At 71.7% G+C, this 16,813-nt stretch carries 16 protein-coding genes; 7 read left to right on the forward strand and 9 right to left on the reverse strand.

Annotation, left to right across the window (positions count from 1 at the left end; all coding sequences use genetic code 11):
• Nucleotides 1-50: 50 nt before the first annotated feature.
• The 3 genes from ABZ272_RS12500 to ABZ272_RS12510 are packed head-to-tail and all read right to left on the reverse strand — an operon-like array spanning nt 51 to nt 3,533.
• A complete protein-coding gene (locus ABZ272_RS12500) occupies nt 51-1,307 on the reverse strand; it encodes an MFS transporter (protein WP_355050030.1) in 1,257 nt (418 codons plus the stop codon).
• On the reverse strand, nt 1,304-1,900 hold the full coding sequence (locus ABZ272_RS12505; RefSeq protein WP_355050031.1) for a helix-turn-helix domain-containing protein: 597 nt from the start codon (nt 1,898-1,900) through the stop codon (nt 1,304-1,306). The genes ABZ272_RS12500 and ABZ272_RS12505 overlap by 4 nt, the downstream gene beginning before the upstream one ends.
• A gap of 40 nt (nt 1,901-1,940) precedes the next feature.
• A complete protein-coding gene (locus ABZ272_RS12510) occupies nt 1,941-3,533 on the reverse strand; it encodes an LLM class flavin-dependent oxidoreductase (protein WP_355050032.1) in 1,593 nt (530 codons plus the stop codon).
• Nucleotides 3,534-3,646: 113 nt separating this feature from the next.
• On the opposite strand from ABZ272_RS12510, the gene ABZ272_RS12515 reads away from it, so the two are divergent.
• A complete protein-coding gene (locus tag ABZ272_RS12515) occupies nt 3,647-4,171 on the forward strand; it encodes a MarR family winged helix-turn-helix transcriptional regulator (protein WP_355050033.1) in 525 nt (174 codons plus the stop codon).
• A gap of 73 nt (nt 4,172-4,244) precedes the next feature.
• On the opposite strand, the gene ABZ272_RS12520 is transcribed toward ABZ272_RS12515, so the two are convergent.
• The 3 genes from ABZ272_RS12520 to ABZ272_RS12530 form a co-directional block, all read right to left on the reverse strand.
• Nucleotides 4,245-5,753, reverse strand: coding sequence for a phosphoesterase (locus tag ABZ272_RS12520; protein ID WP_355050034.1), 1,509 nt, complete (start codon nt 5,751-5,753; stop codon nt 4,245-4,247).
• Nucleotides 5,754-5,925: 172 nt separating this feature from the next.
• Nucleotides 5,926-7,878 (reverse strand): Xaa-Pro dipeptidyl-peptidase, encoded by a 1,953-nt coding sequence (locus ABZ272_RS12525; RefSeq protein WP_355050035.1) that lies wholly within the window; start codon nt 7,876-7,878, stop codon nt 5,926-5,928.
• An 84-nt stretch (nt 7,879-7,962) separates the two neighbouring features.
• Nucleotides 7,963-8,625 carry a hypothetical protein gene (locus tag ABZ272_RS12530; RefSeq protein WP_355050036.1) on the reverse strand — a complete coding sequence of 221 codons (663 nt, stop codon included), beginning with the start codon at nt 8,623-8,625 and terminating at the stop codon, nt 7,963-7,965.
• Nucleotides 8,626-8,991: 366 nt separating this feature from the next.
• Here ABZ272_RS12530 and ABZ272_RS12535 point away from each other — a divergent pair, with 366 nt between their 5' ends.
• Together ABZ272_RS12535 and ABZ272_RS12540 are read left to right on the forward strand one after the other, a co-directional pair.
• A complete protein-coding gene (locus ABZ272_RS12535) occupies nt 8,992-9,954 on the forward strand; it encodes a helix-turn-helix transcriptional regulator (RefSeq protein ID WP_355050037.1) in 963 nt (320 codons plus the stop codon).
• Nucleotides 9,955-10,009: 55 nt separating this feature from the next.
• The gene (locus tag ABZ272_RS12540) at nt 10,010-10,645 is read left to right on the forward strand and encodes a DUF6624 domain-containing protein (RefSeq protein ID WP_355050038.1); all 636 of its coding nucleotides are present in this window, start codon (nt 10,010-10,012) and stop codon (nt 10,643-10,645) included.
• A 30-nt stretch (nt 10,646-10,675) separates the two neighbouring features.
• On the opposite strand, the gene ABZ272_RS12545 is transcribed toward ABZ272_RS12540, so the two are convergent.
• Entirely contained in the window at nt 10,676-11,062 is a 387-nt protein-coding gene (locus ABZ272_RS12545) for a helix-turn-helix domain-containing protein (RefSeq protein ID WP_355050215.1), read from the reverse strand.
• Nucleotides 11,063-11,158: 96 nt separating this feature from the next.
• Here ABZ272_RS12545 and ABZ272_RS12550 point away from each other — a divergent pair, with 96 nt between their 5' ends.
• Entirely contained in the window at nt 11,159-12,016 is an 858-nt protein-coding gene (locus tag ABZ272_RS12550; RefSeq protein WP_355050039.1) for an SDR family oxidoreductase, read from the forward strand.
• Nucleotides 12,017-12,244: 228 nt separating this feature from the next.
• Here the strand turns inward: ABZ272_RS12550 and ABZ272_RS12555 are convergent, their stop codons facing one another.
• Nucleotides 12,245-12,937 (reverse strand): TetR/AcrR family transcriptional regulator, encoded by a 693-nt coding sequence (locus ABZ272_RS12555; protein WP_355050040.1) that lies wholly within the window; start codon nt 12,935-12,937, stop codon nt 12,245-12,247.
• Between the two features lie 164 nt (nt 12,938-13,101).
• Between ABZ272_RS12555 and ABZ272_RS12560 the strand changes: the two genes are divergently transcribed.
• Both ABZ272_RS12560 and ABZ272_RS12565 read left to right on the forward strand, forming a co-directional pair.
• A complete protein-coding gene (locus ABZ272_RS12560) occupies nt 13,102-14,052 on the forward strand; it encodes an ion transporter (protein ID WP_355050041.1) in 951 nt (316 codons plus the stop codon).
• A 37-nt stretch (nt 14,053-14,089) separates the two neighbouring features.
• The gene (locus ABZ272_RS12565) at nt 14,090-14,443 is read left to right on the forward strand and encodes a TraR/DksA C4-type zinc finger protein (protein ID WP_355050042.1); all 354 of its coding nucleotides are present in this window, start codon (nt 14,090-14,092) and stop codon (nt 14,441-14,443) included.
• A 70-nt stretch (nt 14,444-14,513) separates the two neighbouring features.
• On the opposite strand, the gene ABZ272_RS12570 is transcribed toward ABZ272_RS12565, so the two are convergent.
• Complete coding sequence (locus tag ABZ272_RS12570; protein WP_355050043.1) at nt 14,514-15,008, reverse strand: N-acetyltransferase family protein; 495 nt, start codon at nt 15,006-15,008, stop codon at nt 14,514-14,516.
• A gap of 407 nt (nt 15,009-15,415) precedes the next feature.
• On the opposite strand from ABZ272_RS12570, the gene ABZ272_RS12575 reads away from it, so the two are divergent.
• Nucleotides 15,416-16,810 carry an enolase C-terminal domain-like protein gene (locus ABZ272_RS12575; protein ID WP_355050044.1) on the forward strand — a complete coding sequence of 465 codons (1,395 nt, stop codon included), beginning with the start codon at nt 15,416-15,418 and terminating at the stop codon, nt 16,808-16,810.
• The last annotated feature ends 3 nt before the right edge of the window (nt 16,811-16,813 follow it).

Genomic DNA, 16,813 nt, shown 5'->3' on the forward strand with positions numbered 1-16,813 from the left:
GACGGCCAGTCAGGAGCGGCACAAGCCGGGCGACGGCCGGGCCGGGACGATCACGGCGTGACGCTGTCGAGGGTCCTGATGTGGCGTACCGGGGACGCGAGCAGCCACAGCACGGCGAGCACACCGCCCAGTCCGGCGACGACAAGGGTCGGCCGCAGTCCGAGGGTGGTGCCGAGCGCGCCGCCGACCAGCGCGCCAAGCGGCCGGATGCCGTAGTTGACGGCGCTGTACGCGCCCGCTCGACGACCGCGCGCGTCGTCCGGGGTGACGGCGGCGAGCAGGGCGTTGAGGTTGACGTCCATCAGCATCACGCCGACGCTGGACACCAACTCGATGGCCGCGAGCATGGCCACCTTCGCCCAGGTCGGGCCGTTGATCAGCGCCGTCAGCGCCAGCGGGGCGGGGAACACCACCGCGCCGATCATCGCCGTCCGGCCGAGCCCGATGGCGCGCGAGATGCGGGGCGCCAGGGCCGCGCCGGCCAGGCCGCCGAGCGCTCCGACGCCGAACGCGACGCCGATCGCGCCGGCCGACAGGCCGAGTTCCCGGTTGGCGTAGAGCACCAGCAGCGCCGAGGCGATGAAGGTGAAGAAGTTGACGGTGCTGGTGCAGCCGAGCGCGGCGCGCAGCACCGGGTGGCGCAGCACCAGCGTCATGCCCTCGCGGACCATGCCGAGCGTGGACGTCTGCCGTGGCGGTGGCGGGGGTTCGGTGACCGGGATACGACGCAGCAGCAGCGCGGAGAAGAGGAAGGACACCGCGTCGACGAGGATCGCCACCGGCGCGCTGAGCGCCTGGACGAGCCCGCCGCCGACGGCCGGGCCGACGATGAACGACAGGGACCGGCTCACGCTGAGTTTGCTGTTGGCCTCCACGTACGCCGAGCGCGGCACCAGGGCGACGAAGAACGCCTGCTGCCCCAGGGCGAACAGCACCGCTCCGGCGCCGGTGAGCAGCGCCACCAGGTAGAGCTGGGTCAGGGTGACCGCGCCGAACAGGTACGCCACCGGGAGGCTGAGCAGTACGACGGCGCGGACCAGGTCCGCGATGATCAGGAGGCGGCGTTTGTGGGTGCGCTGGTCCACCCACGCGCCGAGGAGCAGGCCCAGCAGGTTGGGCAGCCAGATCAGCGCGGTGAGGACACTGACCTGCACGGGCGTCGCGGCGAGCAGGGCGACGGCGATCAGGGGCAGGGCCAGCTCGCTGATCCGGTCGCCGAACGCCGTGATCGTCTGACCGATCCAGAAGGTACGGAAGCGCCGGTCGCGGTGCCGGGCCGGTGCGGTCGGGGCGTCGACGGCGGTCATGACGCGGACTCGTCGTCGGCGGCCTCGGGCAGCAGGTAGCGCAGCATCCGCACGACCTGCGCGCCGGCCGGGGGTGTCTCGTCGTCCTTGCGCCGCACGTACGGGGCCAGCAGGTTCTCGATCGCCTCCTCCAGCTGACGCATCTCGTCGGGAGTGGCGATGAACGAGGTGTCGGCCACCCCGGCCAACGCGCGCCAGGTGTCGTCGAGCCGGGGCTCCTCCCGCAACAGCCAGTGCTGGGGCGTCTCGGCGTACCGGGCGAACATCTCGCCGCGGAGCTGCCGCGCCGCGGCCTGTCCCTCGGCGTCGTCCGGCAGGCTGAAGCGGAACCCGCGGGCGGTCGCCTGCCACCAGCGCTCCCGCTTGCTGGTGCCGCCCTCGGCGTCGGTGACCAGGCCAAAGGTCGCGAGGTGGCGCAGGTGCCAGCTCACCACCGACGGCGTGGCCCCGACGTGCGGCGACAGCCCGGTGGCGGTGGACGGGCCGTGTCGCTGGAGCCGGTCCAGGATGGCCAGGCGGACGGGGTGCGCCAACGCCCGCAGGGCCTGCGGCTCGGTGATCTCGAAATCCCCGTACGGATTCTTGAGAGACATGTTTCGAAAGTAGTCTCTCAGATCTGTCGGGGCAACCCGGTCAGCTCACCCCCAGGCGAGCGAGCGGCTCGACCAGTTCCCGCTCCTCGTAGCTCAGGTGCGACAGCAGGGCGTCGGTCAACAGGTTCACCGCGGCGCGCAGCTCGGCCAGCCCGTCCGGCGCGCCGACGTACGCCACCAGCGCCTTGTCGACGCCCTCCAACACCTCGTGGATCACGTGGTGCTCCTGCTCCAGCCGGTCGACGACCGGGCGCAGCCGAGGGTCGGCCTGCCGCAGGCGCGGAAAGAGCGCCTGGTCCTCGATGGTGTGGTGGGTGGTGACGATGCGGCAGTAGGACTCGCAGTACGCCCCCAACGTCCACCGGTTCTGCCGCATGGTCATCGTGTTGATCTGCGACCGCGCCGCTCCGGCGTCGATCTCGCCCGCCGCGACCTGCTCGATCAGGTCGTGGATCTGCGCCAGCTCGGCGCGCAGCCCGTCGTGCACCTGCACCAGGTGCTGGCCGGTGGCCTGCTCGTGGGCGGTGTAGGTGCGGGTGGGGTCGGGCGTCGGCCCGGTGGGGCGGGCCGCCTCGTCCCAGACCTGCCGGTCGCTGAGCCGGCGGCCGTCGTCGGGGGTCGGCACGACCGCGAAGGCGCCGGCGCTCACCCGCGCCCGGGCCCGCGGCGCGGAGGGCGCGACGACCGCCGCCGGCTGGGTGTCCGCAAGGACCTCGGCGGGGGTACGCACCGACGCGGCGACCCGGTCGCGCTCGGTCGCCACCAGTTCGCGCACGGCGGGCGCCACCTCACCGGCGAACCGGCGCAGGTCGTCGGGGTCGTCGCTGGCCAAAATGAATGTGCCCACCCCGTCCCCCAGCGCCAACTCGGTCAGCTCCCGCACCCACTGCTCGACGGGTCCGTGCAACGGCCCACGGCCCACGGCGGCGAACGTGCCGGAGATGTTGAGCAGCCGGCGGACGTCGGCGGGTGAGCGGCCGGACTCGCGGGCCGCGTCGTCGATGATGGCGTTGCCCCGGGCCAGGTCACCGGGTTCGAGGTAGCCGAGCGAGGGCAGCCAGCCGTCGGCCCGGCGACCGGTGAGCGCGAGCATGCGCGGCTTGTACGCCCCGAGCCAGATCGGCACCGCGTGGGCCGGGGCCGGGCCGCGCTTCGCGCCGACCACCCGGTGAAACTCGCCGTCGACCCGCACGCCGCCGCGCGCCTGGGCGTCCCACATCTGCCGGAGGACGTCGATCCCCTCCTCCAACGCCCGGACGCCCTGCCCGGGGGTCAACCGCCGCCCGCCCATCGCCTCGATGGCATCCCAGAACGCGCCCGCGCCGAGGCCCAACGCGACCCGACCTCCGGTGAGCAGGTCGAGGCTGGCGACGCCGCGGGCGAGCACGGCGGGTGGGCGCAGCGGCAGGTTGGTGACGTTCGCGGACAGGTGCACCCGGTCGGTCCGGGCGGCGACGAAGCTCAGCAGGGTCCAGGTGTCCAGGAACCGTGGCTGGTAGGGGTGGTCCTGGAAGGTGACCAGGTCCAGCCCGACCTGCTCGGCCAGGACGGCGAGCCCGACGGTGCGGTCCGGGTCGTCGTTCCCGGGCGTGGTGAACGAGCCGAAGACCAGGTCGTGGCCGTAGTCGCTCATATGCGAGCCTCCTGTCGTACGCGCCGCGTCGCGCGATGCGTCGCGAGGCCAACCTTATGTCAGACAGAACATCTGCTGCCAACAAGGTCTGTGACTTCGGCTATCGTCGGGGTATGACGGGTGCCACCGACCGGCCGGAACGGCCCGATCCGCTCGACGACGACCTGGGCTGGATGCTGGGGATCGTCTTTCGTGGCTACGTCCGGGCGGCCGAGCACGTGCTGACCGATTTTCCCGGCGGCCCGCGCGGTTATCAGGTGCTCACCGCCTCGGCCACCGGACCGGGCCGCAACCAGGGCGCGATCGCCGAGGAGTTGGGGATCGACCGCACGGTGCTGACGTACCTGATCGACGACCTCGAACGCCCCGGATTCGTGGCCCGGCGGCCCGACCCGTCCGACCGGCGCAGCCGACTGGTGGACGTCACCGACGCCGGGCGGGCGGCCTGGGAGCAGCGACGCGAGGCGCTACGACGGGTGGAGGCGCACCTGTTGGGGTCGCTCACGCCGACCGAGTCGACGACCCTGCGAACCCTGCTGCAAAGAGTGGCCTGCTCCACCCAGGCCACCGACCCCCTCCGCAACCTCTGCGAGGCGGTAACCCACATCCACCCCGCCCCACCCACGGAGCCTCGTTGATCAAGAGGTTCGCGTCACCGAGGGCCGGAATCCTGACGCGAACCTCTTGATCAACAGGGAGGGCGGGGTGGGATCAGCGGACGTGCACGAACACCGGGTTGGAGTAGAACCACAGGTCGTCCCACGGGCTCTCGAGGCCGTCCGCGAGGGGCTCGGCCTCGTCGGTGCTGGTGCCGCGCACCCGGGCGTACGTGTCGGCCTCGACGTTGCGCAGGGTGTGCCGGATGACGTAGTCGTGACCCTGCCGGCGCCAGTCCCGCGGGCCGAACCGGGCCACCACCTTGGTGGTGGGGTTGGTGTCGGCGTCCAGGTTGGCGCTCGGTCCGGTGATCTGCCCGACGATCAGGTCGACGCGGCGGACCTCCGGCCGGTCGCCGTTGCCGTTCACCCCGTCCTGCGGGCGGAACCGGATCTCGATCTCGACGTCGGTACGGCTGCGACGGTTGACCGTGATGGTCTCGCCGACCTCGGCCGTCTTGCCCTGCGACGTGGCGCTCACGTCGAGGCTGCGGATCAGGTCACCGGTGGTCACCCAGATCCGGCCGTTGCGCAGGCCGTCCATGATGTCGCCGTAGTCCTGGCGCGCGTACACGTAGGTCTTGCTGTACTCCCCCGGCCAGAAGTCCGAGCCGCCGCGCGTCCAGTGCACGTGCGAGTCGGACGTCGCGGTGATCCACCAGCGCCGACCCTCACCGAGGAGCGAGTCCCAGAGCCCACCGACCCGTGCGGTCATCTGGTCGAAGCCGCCGTAGGTGGGGTGGTTGCCGTACCCGCCACGCTTGCCGCCGTTGAGCGGACCGGCCTGGTGACCGGGCGCGCCCTCGAACCCGATGTAGACGTCGGGCGCGGCGTTGTTGCCGTTACGGAACTCGCGCGGGGTGTCCTGGCCGTAGACGCCGAGGCCGGGCGCCGAACGGGAGGCGTGGTGGGCGATCACCAGCGGCTTGTGCGGCATACCCCGGGCGACCTTGAGGAACTCCACCATCTTGGCCTCGGTGTCGCGGGTCGGGTCGGTGGGGAACGCGTCGTACTTGGCGAACCGGCTCTCCAGCTCGAAGAGCTGCTTCGCCTCGTCGTCGTGGCGCGGGATCATCAGCGTGTGGTGGTCCAGCGAGGGCGCGTCGAACTCCATGCCCCAGAACTGGAGCACCTCGGGAACGAGCTTGCGCGAGCGCAGCAGGTCGGGGTACGCCTGCTCGATGTTGACCTTCGAGTGCGTCGGTCCACCGTGGTCGGTGCACATCGCCCAGGTCAGGCCGAAGTTCTTGGCCATGATGGCGTTGGTGACGATCGGGTAGACCGCGTCCGCGCCCTTGTGGAAGACGATCGGGCTCTTGGTGGTGTCGAACTCGCCGCTGTACTCGGAGTGGACGTGGTGGTCACCCGCGCGCCACGACCGGTTCTTGACACCGCCCCGGTCGCCCTCGTCGTCGCCCGGCCGGCGCTCCTCGTCGGCCCACGCCGCCCCGCCGCCCACCAGCGGGCTCGCGGCGGCCAGCGTCGCGCCGACACCCGCGTACTTGACCAGCTTGCGCCGCGACAACTGCGCGCGCTCGACCTCTTCGGCTTGCTTGTCTCTCACGTCAGAGCCTCTCCTCGATCAAGCGAATGCTCTTTCGATCAAGGAGCCTCAAAGAGGTCGGTGAACGCCCGCCGTACGGCGGACGGGTACCCGGTGAACTCCCTGGCCGAGCCCGTTGAAGGGCACGGCGGATCGCGGCGGCGGGTGACGGCACGACAGCGGGACGGCAGGATCAGGGCCGTTGGCGCTCCCGCTCCACGCGCGCCGATTCGGCCGTCGACGGCGCGGCGGGCGCGGTGACCACCGTCGGCGCGACGTCGACGGCGGGCAACCCGGTCCGACCGGCGACCGGCAGGACCAGTTCGCTGCGCCCGAGGTCGACCCGGACGGTGGCGTCCCGGTCCTCGGCCATCGTGAACTCCGGGTCGCTCTGACCGAGCACCAGGCCCAGGACGTGCCCGGCCGGCACCACCGCGTCGTACGCGTTCAGCGGCACGGTGACCGTGTACCACCGGTCCGCCCGTAGCGGCGTGGTGAATCGCAGCGAACGATGGTGCGCGGCGTCGAGCCAGCCCCGGGCCAGCACCGCGTGGTCGGACACCTCGGTGATCTCCTCGGTGTCGCGGTAGCAGGCGTCGTCGGCCGGCGTGGACGCTCCCCAGCAGGACTCGGTGTCCAGCGTCCGCACCGCCCCGAACCAGCTCCGCTCGGCGGTGCCGTAGTCGACCAGGCGGGCGCTCAGCTGCGTGGTCGGCCGATCCACCCGGACGCGCAGTCGCACCGACGCGCTGCCGGAGATCCGCAGTGCGGCGTCCAGCGGGCCGGAGAGGAAGACCAGCCGGCCGGCGGCCGCGCTGTTCGGCTCGGCGACCACCGCGTCCTCGGTCAGTGCCTCGTCGACGTACGCCCGCTCCTGACCGGGCCGCGCACCGCGGCCGCCGAGGGTGCCGGTCACACCGTCGCCGACGCCGAGGGGAACCCGCGCGTTTCGGGTGCCGGGCGCGGGCCAGTCGCGCTGCGTCGTCCACCTGCCGGGCGCGGTCTCCAGGTCGACCCTCGGTTCGTCCATCACCCCGTTCGGCAACTCCTGCAACCAGTAGTCGAACCAGCGGTGCAGGGTCGCCACCCACTCGGCGCGTCGTACGTCGAACGGATCCTGGTGGCCGGCCTGGGAGAGCCACAGCTTGCGGGGTACGCCCCGCTCGGCCAGCTCCTGCCACCAGCGGGCGAACTGGTTCGTGGTGACGTTCAGGTCGTTGAGACCGTGTGCCACGAAGACGCTGGCCCGCACCCGGTCGGCCGACGGTCGGTAGTCGCGCTGGCCCCAGAACCCGTTGTAGTCGCCGGTCTGCTCGGCGCTGTCCGCCCGCAGCCGGGCGAGCACCGCCGCGCAGGCGGCCTCCGGGCGGCTGCTGACGACCGAGTGCAACCAGCCGGGATAGTCGGTCGACACCAGCGTCCCCTGGTATCGCACGTAGTCGTACCAGCTTGAGATCGCCGAGATGGGCACGATGGTGGCCAGGCCCGGCACGCCCGTGGCGGCGACCCCGTTGGCGACCGAGCCGTCCCACGACTTGCCGATCATGCCGACGCGGCCGGTGGTCCAGCCGGCGTCGACCGGCCGCCCGTCGGCCGTGTACGCGCGAGCCCGGCCGTTGAGCCAGTCCACCACCGCCCGGGCGCTGCCCACCTCGACCAGGCCTCCGACGTCCTCGCACCCGGTCGAGCGGGCGGTGCCGGCGAGATCCACGGCGACGAAGGCGTACCCACGCGGGACGAAGTAGTTGTCGTAGAACAGGGGCACCGAGGCGATGACGCCGGACGCGTCGTACGCCTTGAACTCGCCCTCGTTGCCCCGTCCGCAGCAGAGGTAGTAGGGCGACGCCTCCATGACGACCGGTACGCGGACCCCTGCGGCGGCGGCCTCCCGGGGCCGGACGATGTCCACCGCGACCCGGTCGCGGACGCCGTCGCCGTCGCTGTCGGTACGGGTCTCGACCCAGACGCTCTCCCGGATGGCGCTGGCGTACGAGTAGGCCGGGACCGTGGCGGTGCCGACGACGTGGGGTGGGGTCGGACGGTGACGGTCGGACGGGTCGGCGCTGGCGGGAGCGGCGGCGAGCATCGCGACCAGCAGGCCGGCGATGGCAGCGGCACTACGTGCGCGGGTTCGGGAGGTCGGCATCGGTGTCCTTCCGGGTACGACGCGTCCAGGACATTCCATCGCATCGATGCCTCTTTGCCCAGCCCCCACGGCGGCGCGCCGTCGTCAGATCCGGGCGCGGGGCAGCCAGCCCAGGAAGCGGTGTCGCGCGCTGGGCAGGGGCAGCGTCGGCAGGTCCTGGGCGGCGGCGACGAGGCACGAGCCGAGGTAGACGGCGAGGGAGGCGCGCGCGCCACCGAACTCGGCGAGCAGTTGACTCTGCTTGGTCGCGCAGGGCCATTCGCGGCCACAGCCGGTACACGTCCAGCTCGGCGGGTTGGGCAGGTGCTCGGGCAGCTTGGCACGCCGGTAACGGCCCACGACGCTGTTGTCCGCGCGGACGTCGCGTCGCCGGCGCTCGGGCCCTTCGTTGCGGTGCGCGGGCGGCCGGGCGCCGGGCAGGTAGCGCCGGACGGTGCCGAGGAGCGCCCCGACGCGTACCAGGGCGTCCGGCCCGACGTGGTGGGCCAGCAACGCCGTGAGCAGGTAGTGCCCCAGAAGGTCGAACGAGTCGCGGTTCAGCCGCAGGTCGCGGCACAGGTCGACGAACTCGGGCGTGGTCAGCGGGACACGGTCGTCGAGCGCGCGGCGCAGCACCTCCCGCAGCGCGACGCCGAGGCTCATCAGCGCGTCACCCTCGCCCAATCCCAGGCTGTCCTCGTCCGCCACCCGCGCCAACGCCTCGGCCACCGCCAGTCGTACGACGCGGTCCGGATCGGTACCGTCCAACGACTCACCCCCGCCTGTCGGCCGGATCTCCGGCTGTTGTCCGGGCGTCGGGACGCCCGGGAGATCATGAACAAGATTTCGCTGCCGCGCCGGAGGCGACTAGGACAGCGGGCGCAGGATCACCGCGTGCGATAGCCGGAAAGCGAAATCGACTCGGCAAAACGGCGGATCGACCGACGTACACAGCCGGTTGCCGTATGGTGGAATTCCCATAAATAGATATGTGATTCGCTGGGAATGACGCCACCACCACCGCCGAACCGGCCGGCAACGCGCCGCGATCACCGGCACGTGCGCCCAGCCACGTCCCGACCACACCGCCGGTCCCGATCCGACCGGCGGTCTCCTCTCGGACGGAGACAGCGGATGACGTCACCAGTGCAGGCCCGAGCATTCGAGAGTCACGACCCGGCGGCCATCCACCGCTTCCTGGCCAGCACGTACACCGCGGACCTGCGTATCCACGCGGGCGAGACCGGCTACCACCTCGTCCACCAGCGCGTCGACGCCGGGCCGTTCGCCCTCGCCACGACCGGCCAGAGCGCCCATCTCGACATCGAGGTGGGCGACATCGACGGGCTGATCATCTGCCGTACCCGCAGCGCCCTGATCAGCCGTACCTCTCAGGGGGAGACCCACCGCTTCGGCCCCGGCGACGTGTTCCTGACCAACCGGCCGGGCGAGCCGTTCAACCTGCGGTGGGAACCCGGCGAGGTGGAACTCTGCGTCCTGGACCTCGGGGTACTGAGACAGGTGGCGACCGCCGCGCCGGCTCGGCGGCCCGGTCCGATCCGTTTCACCGACCTCGGCCCCGTCGACGCGACCCTCACCCGGCAGTGGCGACGGACCACCAGGTACGTGAACGACGTCGTCCTGAACAGCCCGACCGCCAGCGCCCAGCCGCTGGTGATCGGCAGCGCCGCCCGCATGCTCGCCGCGGCGGCGCTCGCGATCTTTCCCAACACGGCGTTCACCGACGAGACGGCCCGGGACCGCCACGACGCCAGCACCGCGACCCTGCGTCGCGCCATCGCCTTCATGGAGGAGAACGCCGACCGGAACATCGGCGCCGCCGACATCGCCAACGCCGCCGCCGTCTCCCTGCGCGCGGTGCAGCTCGCCTTCCGTCGCCACCTCGGCACCACACCGATGGCGTACCTGCGCCGGGTCCGGCTGGACCGGGCGCACCACGACCTGGTCCGGGCCGACCCTCGACGGGAGACCGTGTCGGCCATCGCCAGTCGTTGGGGGTTCGCCAGCCACAGCAGGTTCACCGCCTGGTACCACGCCAGCTACGGGGTGCCGCCCCGCGAGACGCTGCACGCCTGAGGTCGCCCCGGCGCCGACCTTGTGACACGTCTTGGCAGCGACGAAAATCGATGCTGTGAAGGTACCGTCGAGGTTCGTCCGGCCGCTGGTGTGCCTGCTGCTCCTCACCGGCTGCGGCACCTCGCCCGGGACCACCGACGGCCCTACGGGCGACCCCCCGCCCACGTCCCCCTCCCCCGCAACCTCCGTCTCCCCCGCCGCCTTCGACAAGGCGCTGCACGACGAGTTGATCGCGATGCTGGAGCGCGACCAGGCCGATCGCGAGGGCACCCCGCAGACCGAGTCCGACCAGGCGCGCACCCTCCGCCTGAAAGAGATCATCCGTACCCACGGCTGGCCGACCTTCGCTCTGGTGGGCGAGGACGGGGGCAACGCGGCGTGGGCCATCGTCCAGCACTCCGACCTGGACCCCGCCTTCCAACAGGAGGCGCTGAACCTGCTGCGCGCGGCCGTCGCCGCCGGCCAGGCGTCGCCGGGCAACCTCGCCTACCTCGAGGACCGGGTCGCCGTGGCCAAGGGCGAGCCCCAGGTGTACGGGACACAGATCCGCTGCGGGCCGGACGGTCCCGTCCCGGCGACCCCGATCAGGGACGAGCCGGGCGTCGAACGCCGCCGCGCCGAGGCTGGCCTGCCCACACTCGCGAGCTACCTCGCCGAGATGACCACGATCTGCGCCCAGGACACCAACTAGGCGGGTGCCTGTCCAGTGCGCGAAGGACCCTCAGGGCCGCTCCCGCTCGCGGGCGGCCCGCACCTCGGGCACCGAGGCTTCCAGCAGGTCGGCGAGGCCACGGAGCTGCTCGGCGACCCGGACACCGAGCGGGGTGAGCGTGTATTCGACGCGCGGCGGGATCGCGGTGAGCACCTCCCGGGTGAGCATCCCGTCGCGCTCCAGCGTCTGCAGGGTCTGGGAGAGCATCCGCTCGCTGACCCCCTCGATGCGCCGCCGCAGGGCGTTGAACCGGTAGCTGCCCTCGCCGAGCGCGAGCAGGGCGAGCGAGGCCCACTTCGACGTGACGTCCTCGAAGGCGGCACGGGAGGTGCAGCTCCGCGCGAAGACATCGCTGACGAATTCCTGGGTAGGCCCCGCCGGGTCCTGGGCCGGCATGTCGGTCACGTCACCAGCCTACCCGAAGCTTACTCAACGACTTGTGCTGTAGATTCGTAAGCGCTTACTAGAAGTCACCGCCCATCGGAGGTCCCCATGCCCACCTATGCCGTCACCGGCGCCACCGGCCGTCTCGGCCGGCTGGTGATCGAGCACCTGCTCGACACCGGTGTGCCCGCCACCGAGATCGCCGCCGTCGTCCGCAGCCCGCAGAAGGCCGCCGACCTGGCCGCCCGCGGCGTCGAGATCCGGCAGGCCGACTACGACGATCCCTCGACGCTGCCCGGCGCCGTGGCCGGCGTACGCCGTCTGCTGCTCATCTCCGGGGACACCCCGGGGCAGCGGGTGCCCCAGCACACCGCGGTCATCGACGCCGCCCGGCTCGCCGGGGTCGAGCGCCTGGTCTACACCAGCATCCTGAAGGCCGACACGACCACGAACCCGCTCGCTCCCGAGCACAAGGCCACCGAGGAGGTGCTGGCCGCGTCGGGCCTGTCGTACACGGTGCTGCGCAACGGCTGGTACACCGAGAACTACACCGATCAGCTCCCGCAGTACCTCGCGAGTGGCACCATCCTCGGCGCCACCGGCGGCAGCAAGGTCTCGGCCGCTCCCCGGACCGACTACGCGGCCGCCGCCGCGGCGGCGCTGACCCGGGACGAGGGCGGCAACGCCGTCTACGAGTTGGGCGGCACCGCGTTCACCTTCGACGAGCTGGCCGACGCCGTCACCGAGGTCACCGGCACGACCGTCGTGCACCGGGACATGTCGACCGCCGAGTTGGCCTCCGCGCTCCAGAACGTCGGGCTCGACGCCGGCACCGCCGGGTTCGTGGCCGCGCTCGACCACTCGATCGCCATCGGCGAGCTGGCCACCGACAGCGACGACCTCAGCCGGTTGATCGGTCGACCCACGACCGGGCTCCGCGACGCCATCCGCGCCGCGCGCGCCTAGGGCGCGTGTCAAAGTCCTCGGTCGAGCCGAGGCGGAGTCCAGGCGGCGGTCCGGCAAGGCGAAGATGTGCTCGGATACCGGTGTTGTATCCGAGCCCATCTCCAACGCCGCCGGCCGTCGTCTGGGCCCGCCGTAGGCCGGCCAGAGGGCTTTGACACACGCCCTAAGTCGGGCCCGGGTTCGTCGTGCTGGCGGGCGACGGGGGCACGCCCTCCGTCGCCCGCCCGTTCAATCGGCGGACGCCGGCGTCAGCAGGCCGGTGAGCAGGCTGCGCAGCGTCCGCTCGAAGAGGTCCGTCGGGGGCGTCGGCGGCCCGACCCGGCCGAGGGCCGCGACGAGATGTGGGTACGCCCCGAGGTCGACCCCCGCGAAGCTGGGTGACCCGGCGGCGGCCTCGCTGCGGGCGAACAGGCTCACCACGCCGGTCAGCACGGCGATCGCCTCGAACTTGGCGCTGACGGCGCAGCGCACGGGTTCCAGAATTCGGATGCAGTTGTCGAACCAGGCCAGGCTCTCGGGACCGACGCCCGACGGCCGTTGGATCACGTCCACCAGCCACGGGTGGGCGCGGAACAGGGCCAACTGCCGACGGGCCACCAGCAGCATCTCGTCCCGCCAGTCGGCCTGCTCCGGCGGGTACGGCCGCAGCTCCCCCACGACGTGGTCGGTCATCAGGTCGAGCAGGTCGTCGCGGGACGACAGGTAGCGGTAGAGCGATCCGGCGCCGGTGCCGAGCGCGCCCGCGACGGCCCGCATCGACACCGCGGCGAGCCCTTCGGCGTCGGCCAGGGTGATCGCCGCCGCGACGATCGCCTCCCGGCTGTGCGTCGGCGCGGGGCCACGGGTTCCCCGTTCGGGTCTGGCCCAGATCGGCTGCCGGCCGGCCCCGCGGTCGCCGGACCTGCCCGCTGCGTCGGTCACCAGGTCACTCTAGAGCCGGGGACGGGGTTGGCCGCTCAGGTGCCGCGCGGCCGACCACTCCTTACCTGAGGCACTAGGGTGGTCGCCATGGTTCCGCGCCGCCACGACGACCGGAGGTGGGCCCGCGCGGCGACCTCGGCACCCACCGACGGATCGGCCGCCCGGTGGTGAGCGGACCTTCCACTCCCACGCAGCGAGGCGACCGCGCACGTCCCGACGGCCGCCGACATCGGCTGGCCGACGCGTGCGGACGGCTCGCCCGGTCGCGTCCCTTCGAGATCGGCATCGTCGTGGTCATCCTCGCCAACGGGATCGTCCTCGGGCTGGAGACGTACGAGGGGCTGTTCCCCGCGACCGGCGCGCTGCACGGACTGGAGCTGTTCTTCCGCGCCGTCTTCACCATCGAGATCGGCGTCCGGTTGGCGGCGTACGGCCGGCGTCCACAGGACTTCTTCCGGCACGGTTGGAACGTCTTCGACTTCCTCGTGATCGCCGCCATCTTCGTTCCGGGCCTGCACGGCGACGCGGCACTGTTGCGCGTGGTGCGGGTCGCCCGGATGGTCCGGCTGGTGCGGTTCTCGCCGGGCCTGCGGACCATCGTCTCCGCGCTGTGGCGCAGTCTGCCCGGCGTCACCGGATTCCTCGCGCTGGCCGTGGTGACGCTCTACGTGTACGGGATGGCCGGCTGGCTGATCTTCGGCGATCGGTATCCCGACGAGTACGGGGATATCGGCAGGTCGTTGCTGACGCTGTTCGTGCTGCTGTCGCTGGAGACGCTGCCGGACCTCATCGAGCAGGGGCTCGCCATCTCGCCGTGGACGCTGCTCTACTACGTCAGCTACGTGGTGATCACGGTCAACCTGCTGCTCAACATCCTCATCGCGGTCATCGTGAACTCCATGGAGGAGGCCCGTCGTCTGGAGATGACCGAGCGGTTGGCCCCCGGCTACGACGAGGACGGTGACGGCATCCCCGACGAGGTGGACCGCATCGCACTCACCCAACGGCTGGACGACCTGCGCGCGGTCATCGGCGAGTTGGAGCGGGAGTTGCGGATCGACCGGGAGGACGCGCACGGCCGGCCGCATCGCGTCCAGGTGCGCGCCGAACGCTGACCCCGCGATCGTTCCCCGCGCGTAGCGTGGAACCGTCATGGACACCGAGCCCAGCGCGATTCGCGCGGATCTGCACCGACGACGCGACGAGACCAGCGCCGAGATCGCCGCGCTCGAGGGCGACCTGCGGAGCCTGTTCGAGGCGTCCCGGTCCTCGAACGCCGACGACGAACACGACCCCGAGGGCAGCACGATCGCGTTCGAGCGGGCACAACTGAGCGCCGTGCTGGCCGCGGCCCGTCGACGCGTCGCCGAACTGGACGAGGCGCTGAGCCGCGTCGCCGCGGGCACCTACGGCGTCTGCGAACGGTGCTCCCGCCCGATCCCCGCCGAACGGCTCGCGGCCCGCCCGTCGGCGCGTACCTGCGTCGCCTGCGCCAGCCGGCGGTGACGGTGGCGGCGCCCGCGGACCCGGTGCCCGGCGGACGCGGCGGGGGTGTCCGGGCGCGGACGGGTTCCGGTCAGACGACGGTGGAGCTGCGGCGTTCCAGCAGGACGACGTCACGCCAGCGGTCGTGGTGGCGGCCGATCCGCTCGCGTACGCCGATGACACGGAAGCCGGCCCGGCGGTGCAGGGCCAGGCTGGCGGTGTTCTCGGGGAAGATGCCGGACTGGATCGTCCAGATGCCGGCGCCCTCGGTCGAGGTGATCAGCGCGTCGAGCAACAGCCGGCCGACTCCGCGCCCTTGAGCCGCCGGATCGACGTAGACGGAGTGCTCGACGACGCCGGCGTAGACCGGGCGGCTCGACGTCGGCGTGACGGCGACCCAGCCGAGGACGAGGCCGTCGGCGACCGCCACGAACCGGTGCGCGGCGATCCGGCTGGCGTCGAAGGCCGCCCAGGTCGGTGCGGTGACCTCGAAGCTGGCATCCCCGCCGTCGAGGCCGAGTTGGTAGATCGCCAGGACGCGGTCCGCGTCACCGGGGCTCATCGGTCGCAGGGTCGTCTCGGCCACGGTCAGGCTCCGATCTTCTCTCCACGGTGTCGCGGGTCTGCTGTGTCAGACAGTTGTACCGTGCGGGCACACCGGCTTTCCGCCGCGCTCACCGGCATCCCGCACGTCCGGCGTCCGCTCCTCGAAAGATGTGATGTATCGATTCGATGGTGGCAGCTCGCCTCGTCGGTTCGATCGGCCGCGAATGCGAACGTCCAATCTTCCCCGCAACTCGCAGGTTCCCTTACCGCAACCGCACCACAACGGCGTGAGCCGCCGCGAGCGACCGGCGCGGTCCGTCGCGGAGAGCGCGAGGAAACGTTGGATGTCTATGCGTATGGGCTCGACGGCGTCGTTGACGCATCCAAACCGCCCTCCGTATACTCCGAATGATCATCTGATCTTTAGCCGAGCCGGGCGAGGAGCGCATGCCGCAGATCACTGGCGTCACCGTCGAGGACGTCCGCTTTCCCACCTCGCTGACCGCTGACGGGTCCGACGCCATGAACAAGGACGGCGACTACTCGGCGGCCTACGTCATCCTGCACACCGACGGCGTCGACAGCGCCGGCGTACCGCTCGCGGGTCACGGCCTCACCTTCACCATCGGTCGAGGCAACGACATCGTCGTGGCGGCGGCGGCCCACCAGGCCCACCGCCTGGTCGGCCTGGACGTCGCCACGATGGCCGCCGACATGGGCGCGGTCTACCGCCTGCTCACCTCCGACACCCAGCTGCGCTGGCTCGGCCCGGAGAAGGGCGTCGTCCACCTGTCCCTGGCGGCCGTGCTGAACGCGGCCTGGGATCTGGTCGCGCGACTGGCCGACAAGCCGCTGTGGCGGCTGCTCACCGACATGTCCCCCGAACAACTCGTCGACATCGCGGACCTGCGTTACCTGTCCGACGCGCTGACTCGGGACGAGGCGCTGGACATCCTGCGGGCACAGCAGAGCACGAAGGCCGACCGCCTCGCCGAGCTGGCACGCACCGGTTACCCGGCCTACACCACCTCGGCGGGCTGGCTCGGGTACGGCGACGACAAGCTGCGCCGGCTGTGCCAGGAGGCCGTCGACACCGGCTACGGTTACGTCAAGCTCAAGGTGGGCGCCGACCTCGACGACGACATCCGTCGGTGCACCATCGCCCGGGAGATCCTCGGCCCGGACCGCAACCTGATGCTCGACGCCAACCAGGTGTGGGACGTCGACCAGGCCATCGAGTGGGTCAGGGCGCTGGCCCGTTTCACCCCACTGTGGATCGAGGAGCCGACCAGCCCGGACGACATCCTGGGCCACGCGGCCGTGCGCCGCGCCGTCGCTCCCGTCGGCGTCGCCACCGGCGAGCACTGCCACAACCGGGTGATGTTCAAGCAGTTATTCCAGGCCGAGGCCATCGACTTCTGCCAGTTGGACACGGGCCGGCTGGCCAGCGTCAACGAGATCGTCGCGGTGCTGCTGCTCGCCGCGAAGTTCGGCGTCCCGGTGTGCCCGCACGCGGGCGGCGTCGGGCTCTGCGAGATGGTCCAACACGTCTCGGTGCTCGACTACGTCGCGGTCTCGGGGGATCTCACCGGCCGCGTCACCGAGTTCGTCGACCACCTGCACGAGCACTTCACCGATCCGTGCGTCATCCGGGACACCGGTTGGGGCAGCGGATACGTCCTGCCCGACGCGCCCGGCTACTCCACCCGTATGCACCCCGAGTCGATCGAACGGTACCGGTTCCCGGACGGCCGCTACTGGGCTTCGACCGAGGCGGCTACCGTGTCATCTCCGGAGCCGTACGTCATCGCGGGTGGAGCCGCCACCCCCGCCGGCCGCTAGGAG

It is taken from the genome of Micromonospora sp. NPDC005979, assembly GCF_040614415.1.
Lineage (GTDB): Bacteria > Actinomycetota > Actinomycetes > Mycobacteriales > Micromonosporaceae > Micromonospora.

Coding starts and splice junctions, on each gene's coding strand:
- ABZ272_RS12575 (WP_355050044.1), top strand. CDS start 15,416: ATGCCGCAGATCACTGGCGTCACCGTCGAGGACGTCCGCTTTCCCACC.
- ABZ272_RS12500 (WP_355050030.1), bottom strand. CDS start 1,307: ATGACCGCCGTCGACGCCCCGACCGCACCGGCCCGGCACCGCGACCGG.
- ABZ272_RS12515 (WP_355050033.1), top strand. CDS start 3,647: ATGACGGGTGCCACCGACCGGCCGGAACGGCCCGATCCGCTCGACGAC.
- ABZ272_RS12510 (WP_355050032.1), bottom strand. CDS start 3,533: ATGAGCGACTACGGCCACGACCTGGTCTTCGGCTCGTTCACCACGCCC.
- ABZ272_RS12525 (WP_355050035.1), bottom strand. CDS start 7,878: ATGCCGACCTCCCGAACCCGCGCACGTAGTGCCGCTGCCATCGCCGGC.
- ABZ272_RS12505 (WP_355050031.1), bottom strand. CDS start 1,900: ATGTCTCTCAAGAATCCGTACGGGGATTTCGAGATCACCGAGCCGCAG.
- ABZ272_RS12550 (WP_355050039.1), top strand. CDS start 11,159: ATGCCCACCTATGCCGTCACCGGCGCCACCGGCCGTCTCGGCCGGCTG.
- ABZ272_RS12565 (WP_355050042.1), top strand. CDS start 14,090: ATGGACACCGAGCCCAGCGCGATTCGCGCGGATCTGCACCGACGACGC.
- ABZ272_RS12535 (WP_355050037.1), top strand. CDS start 8,992: ATGACGTCACCAGTGCAGGCCCGAGCATTCGAGAGTCACGACCCGGCG.
- ABZ272_RS12545 (WP_355050215.1), bottom strand. CDS start 11,062: ATGCCGGCCCAGGACCCGGCGGGGCCTACCCAGGAATTCGTCAGCGAT.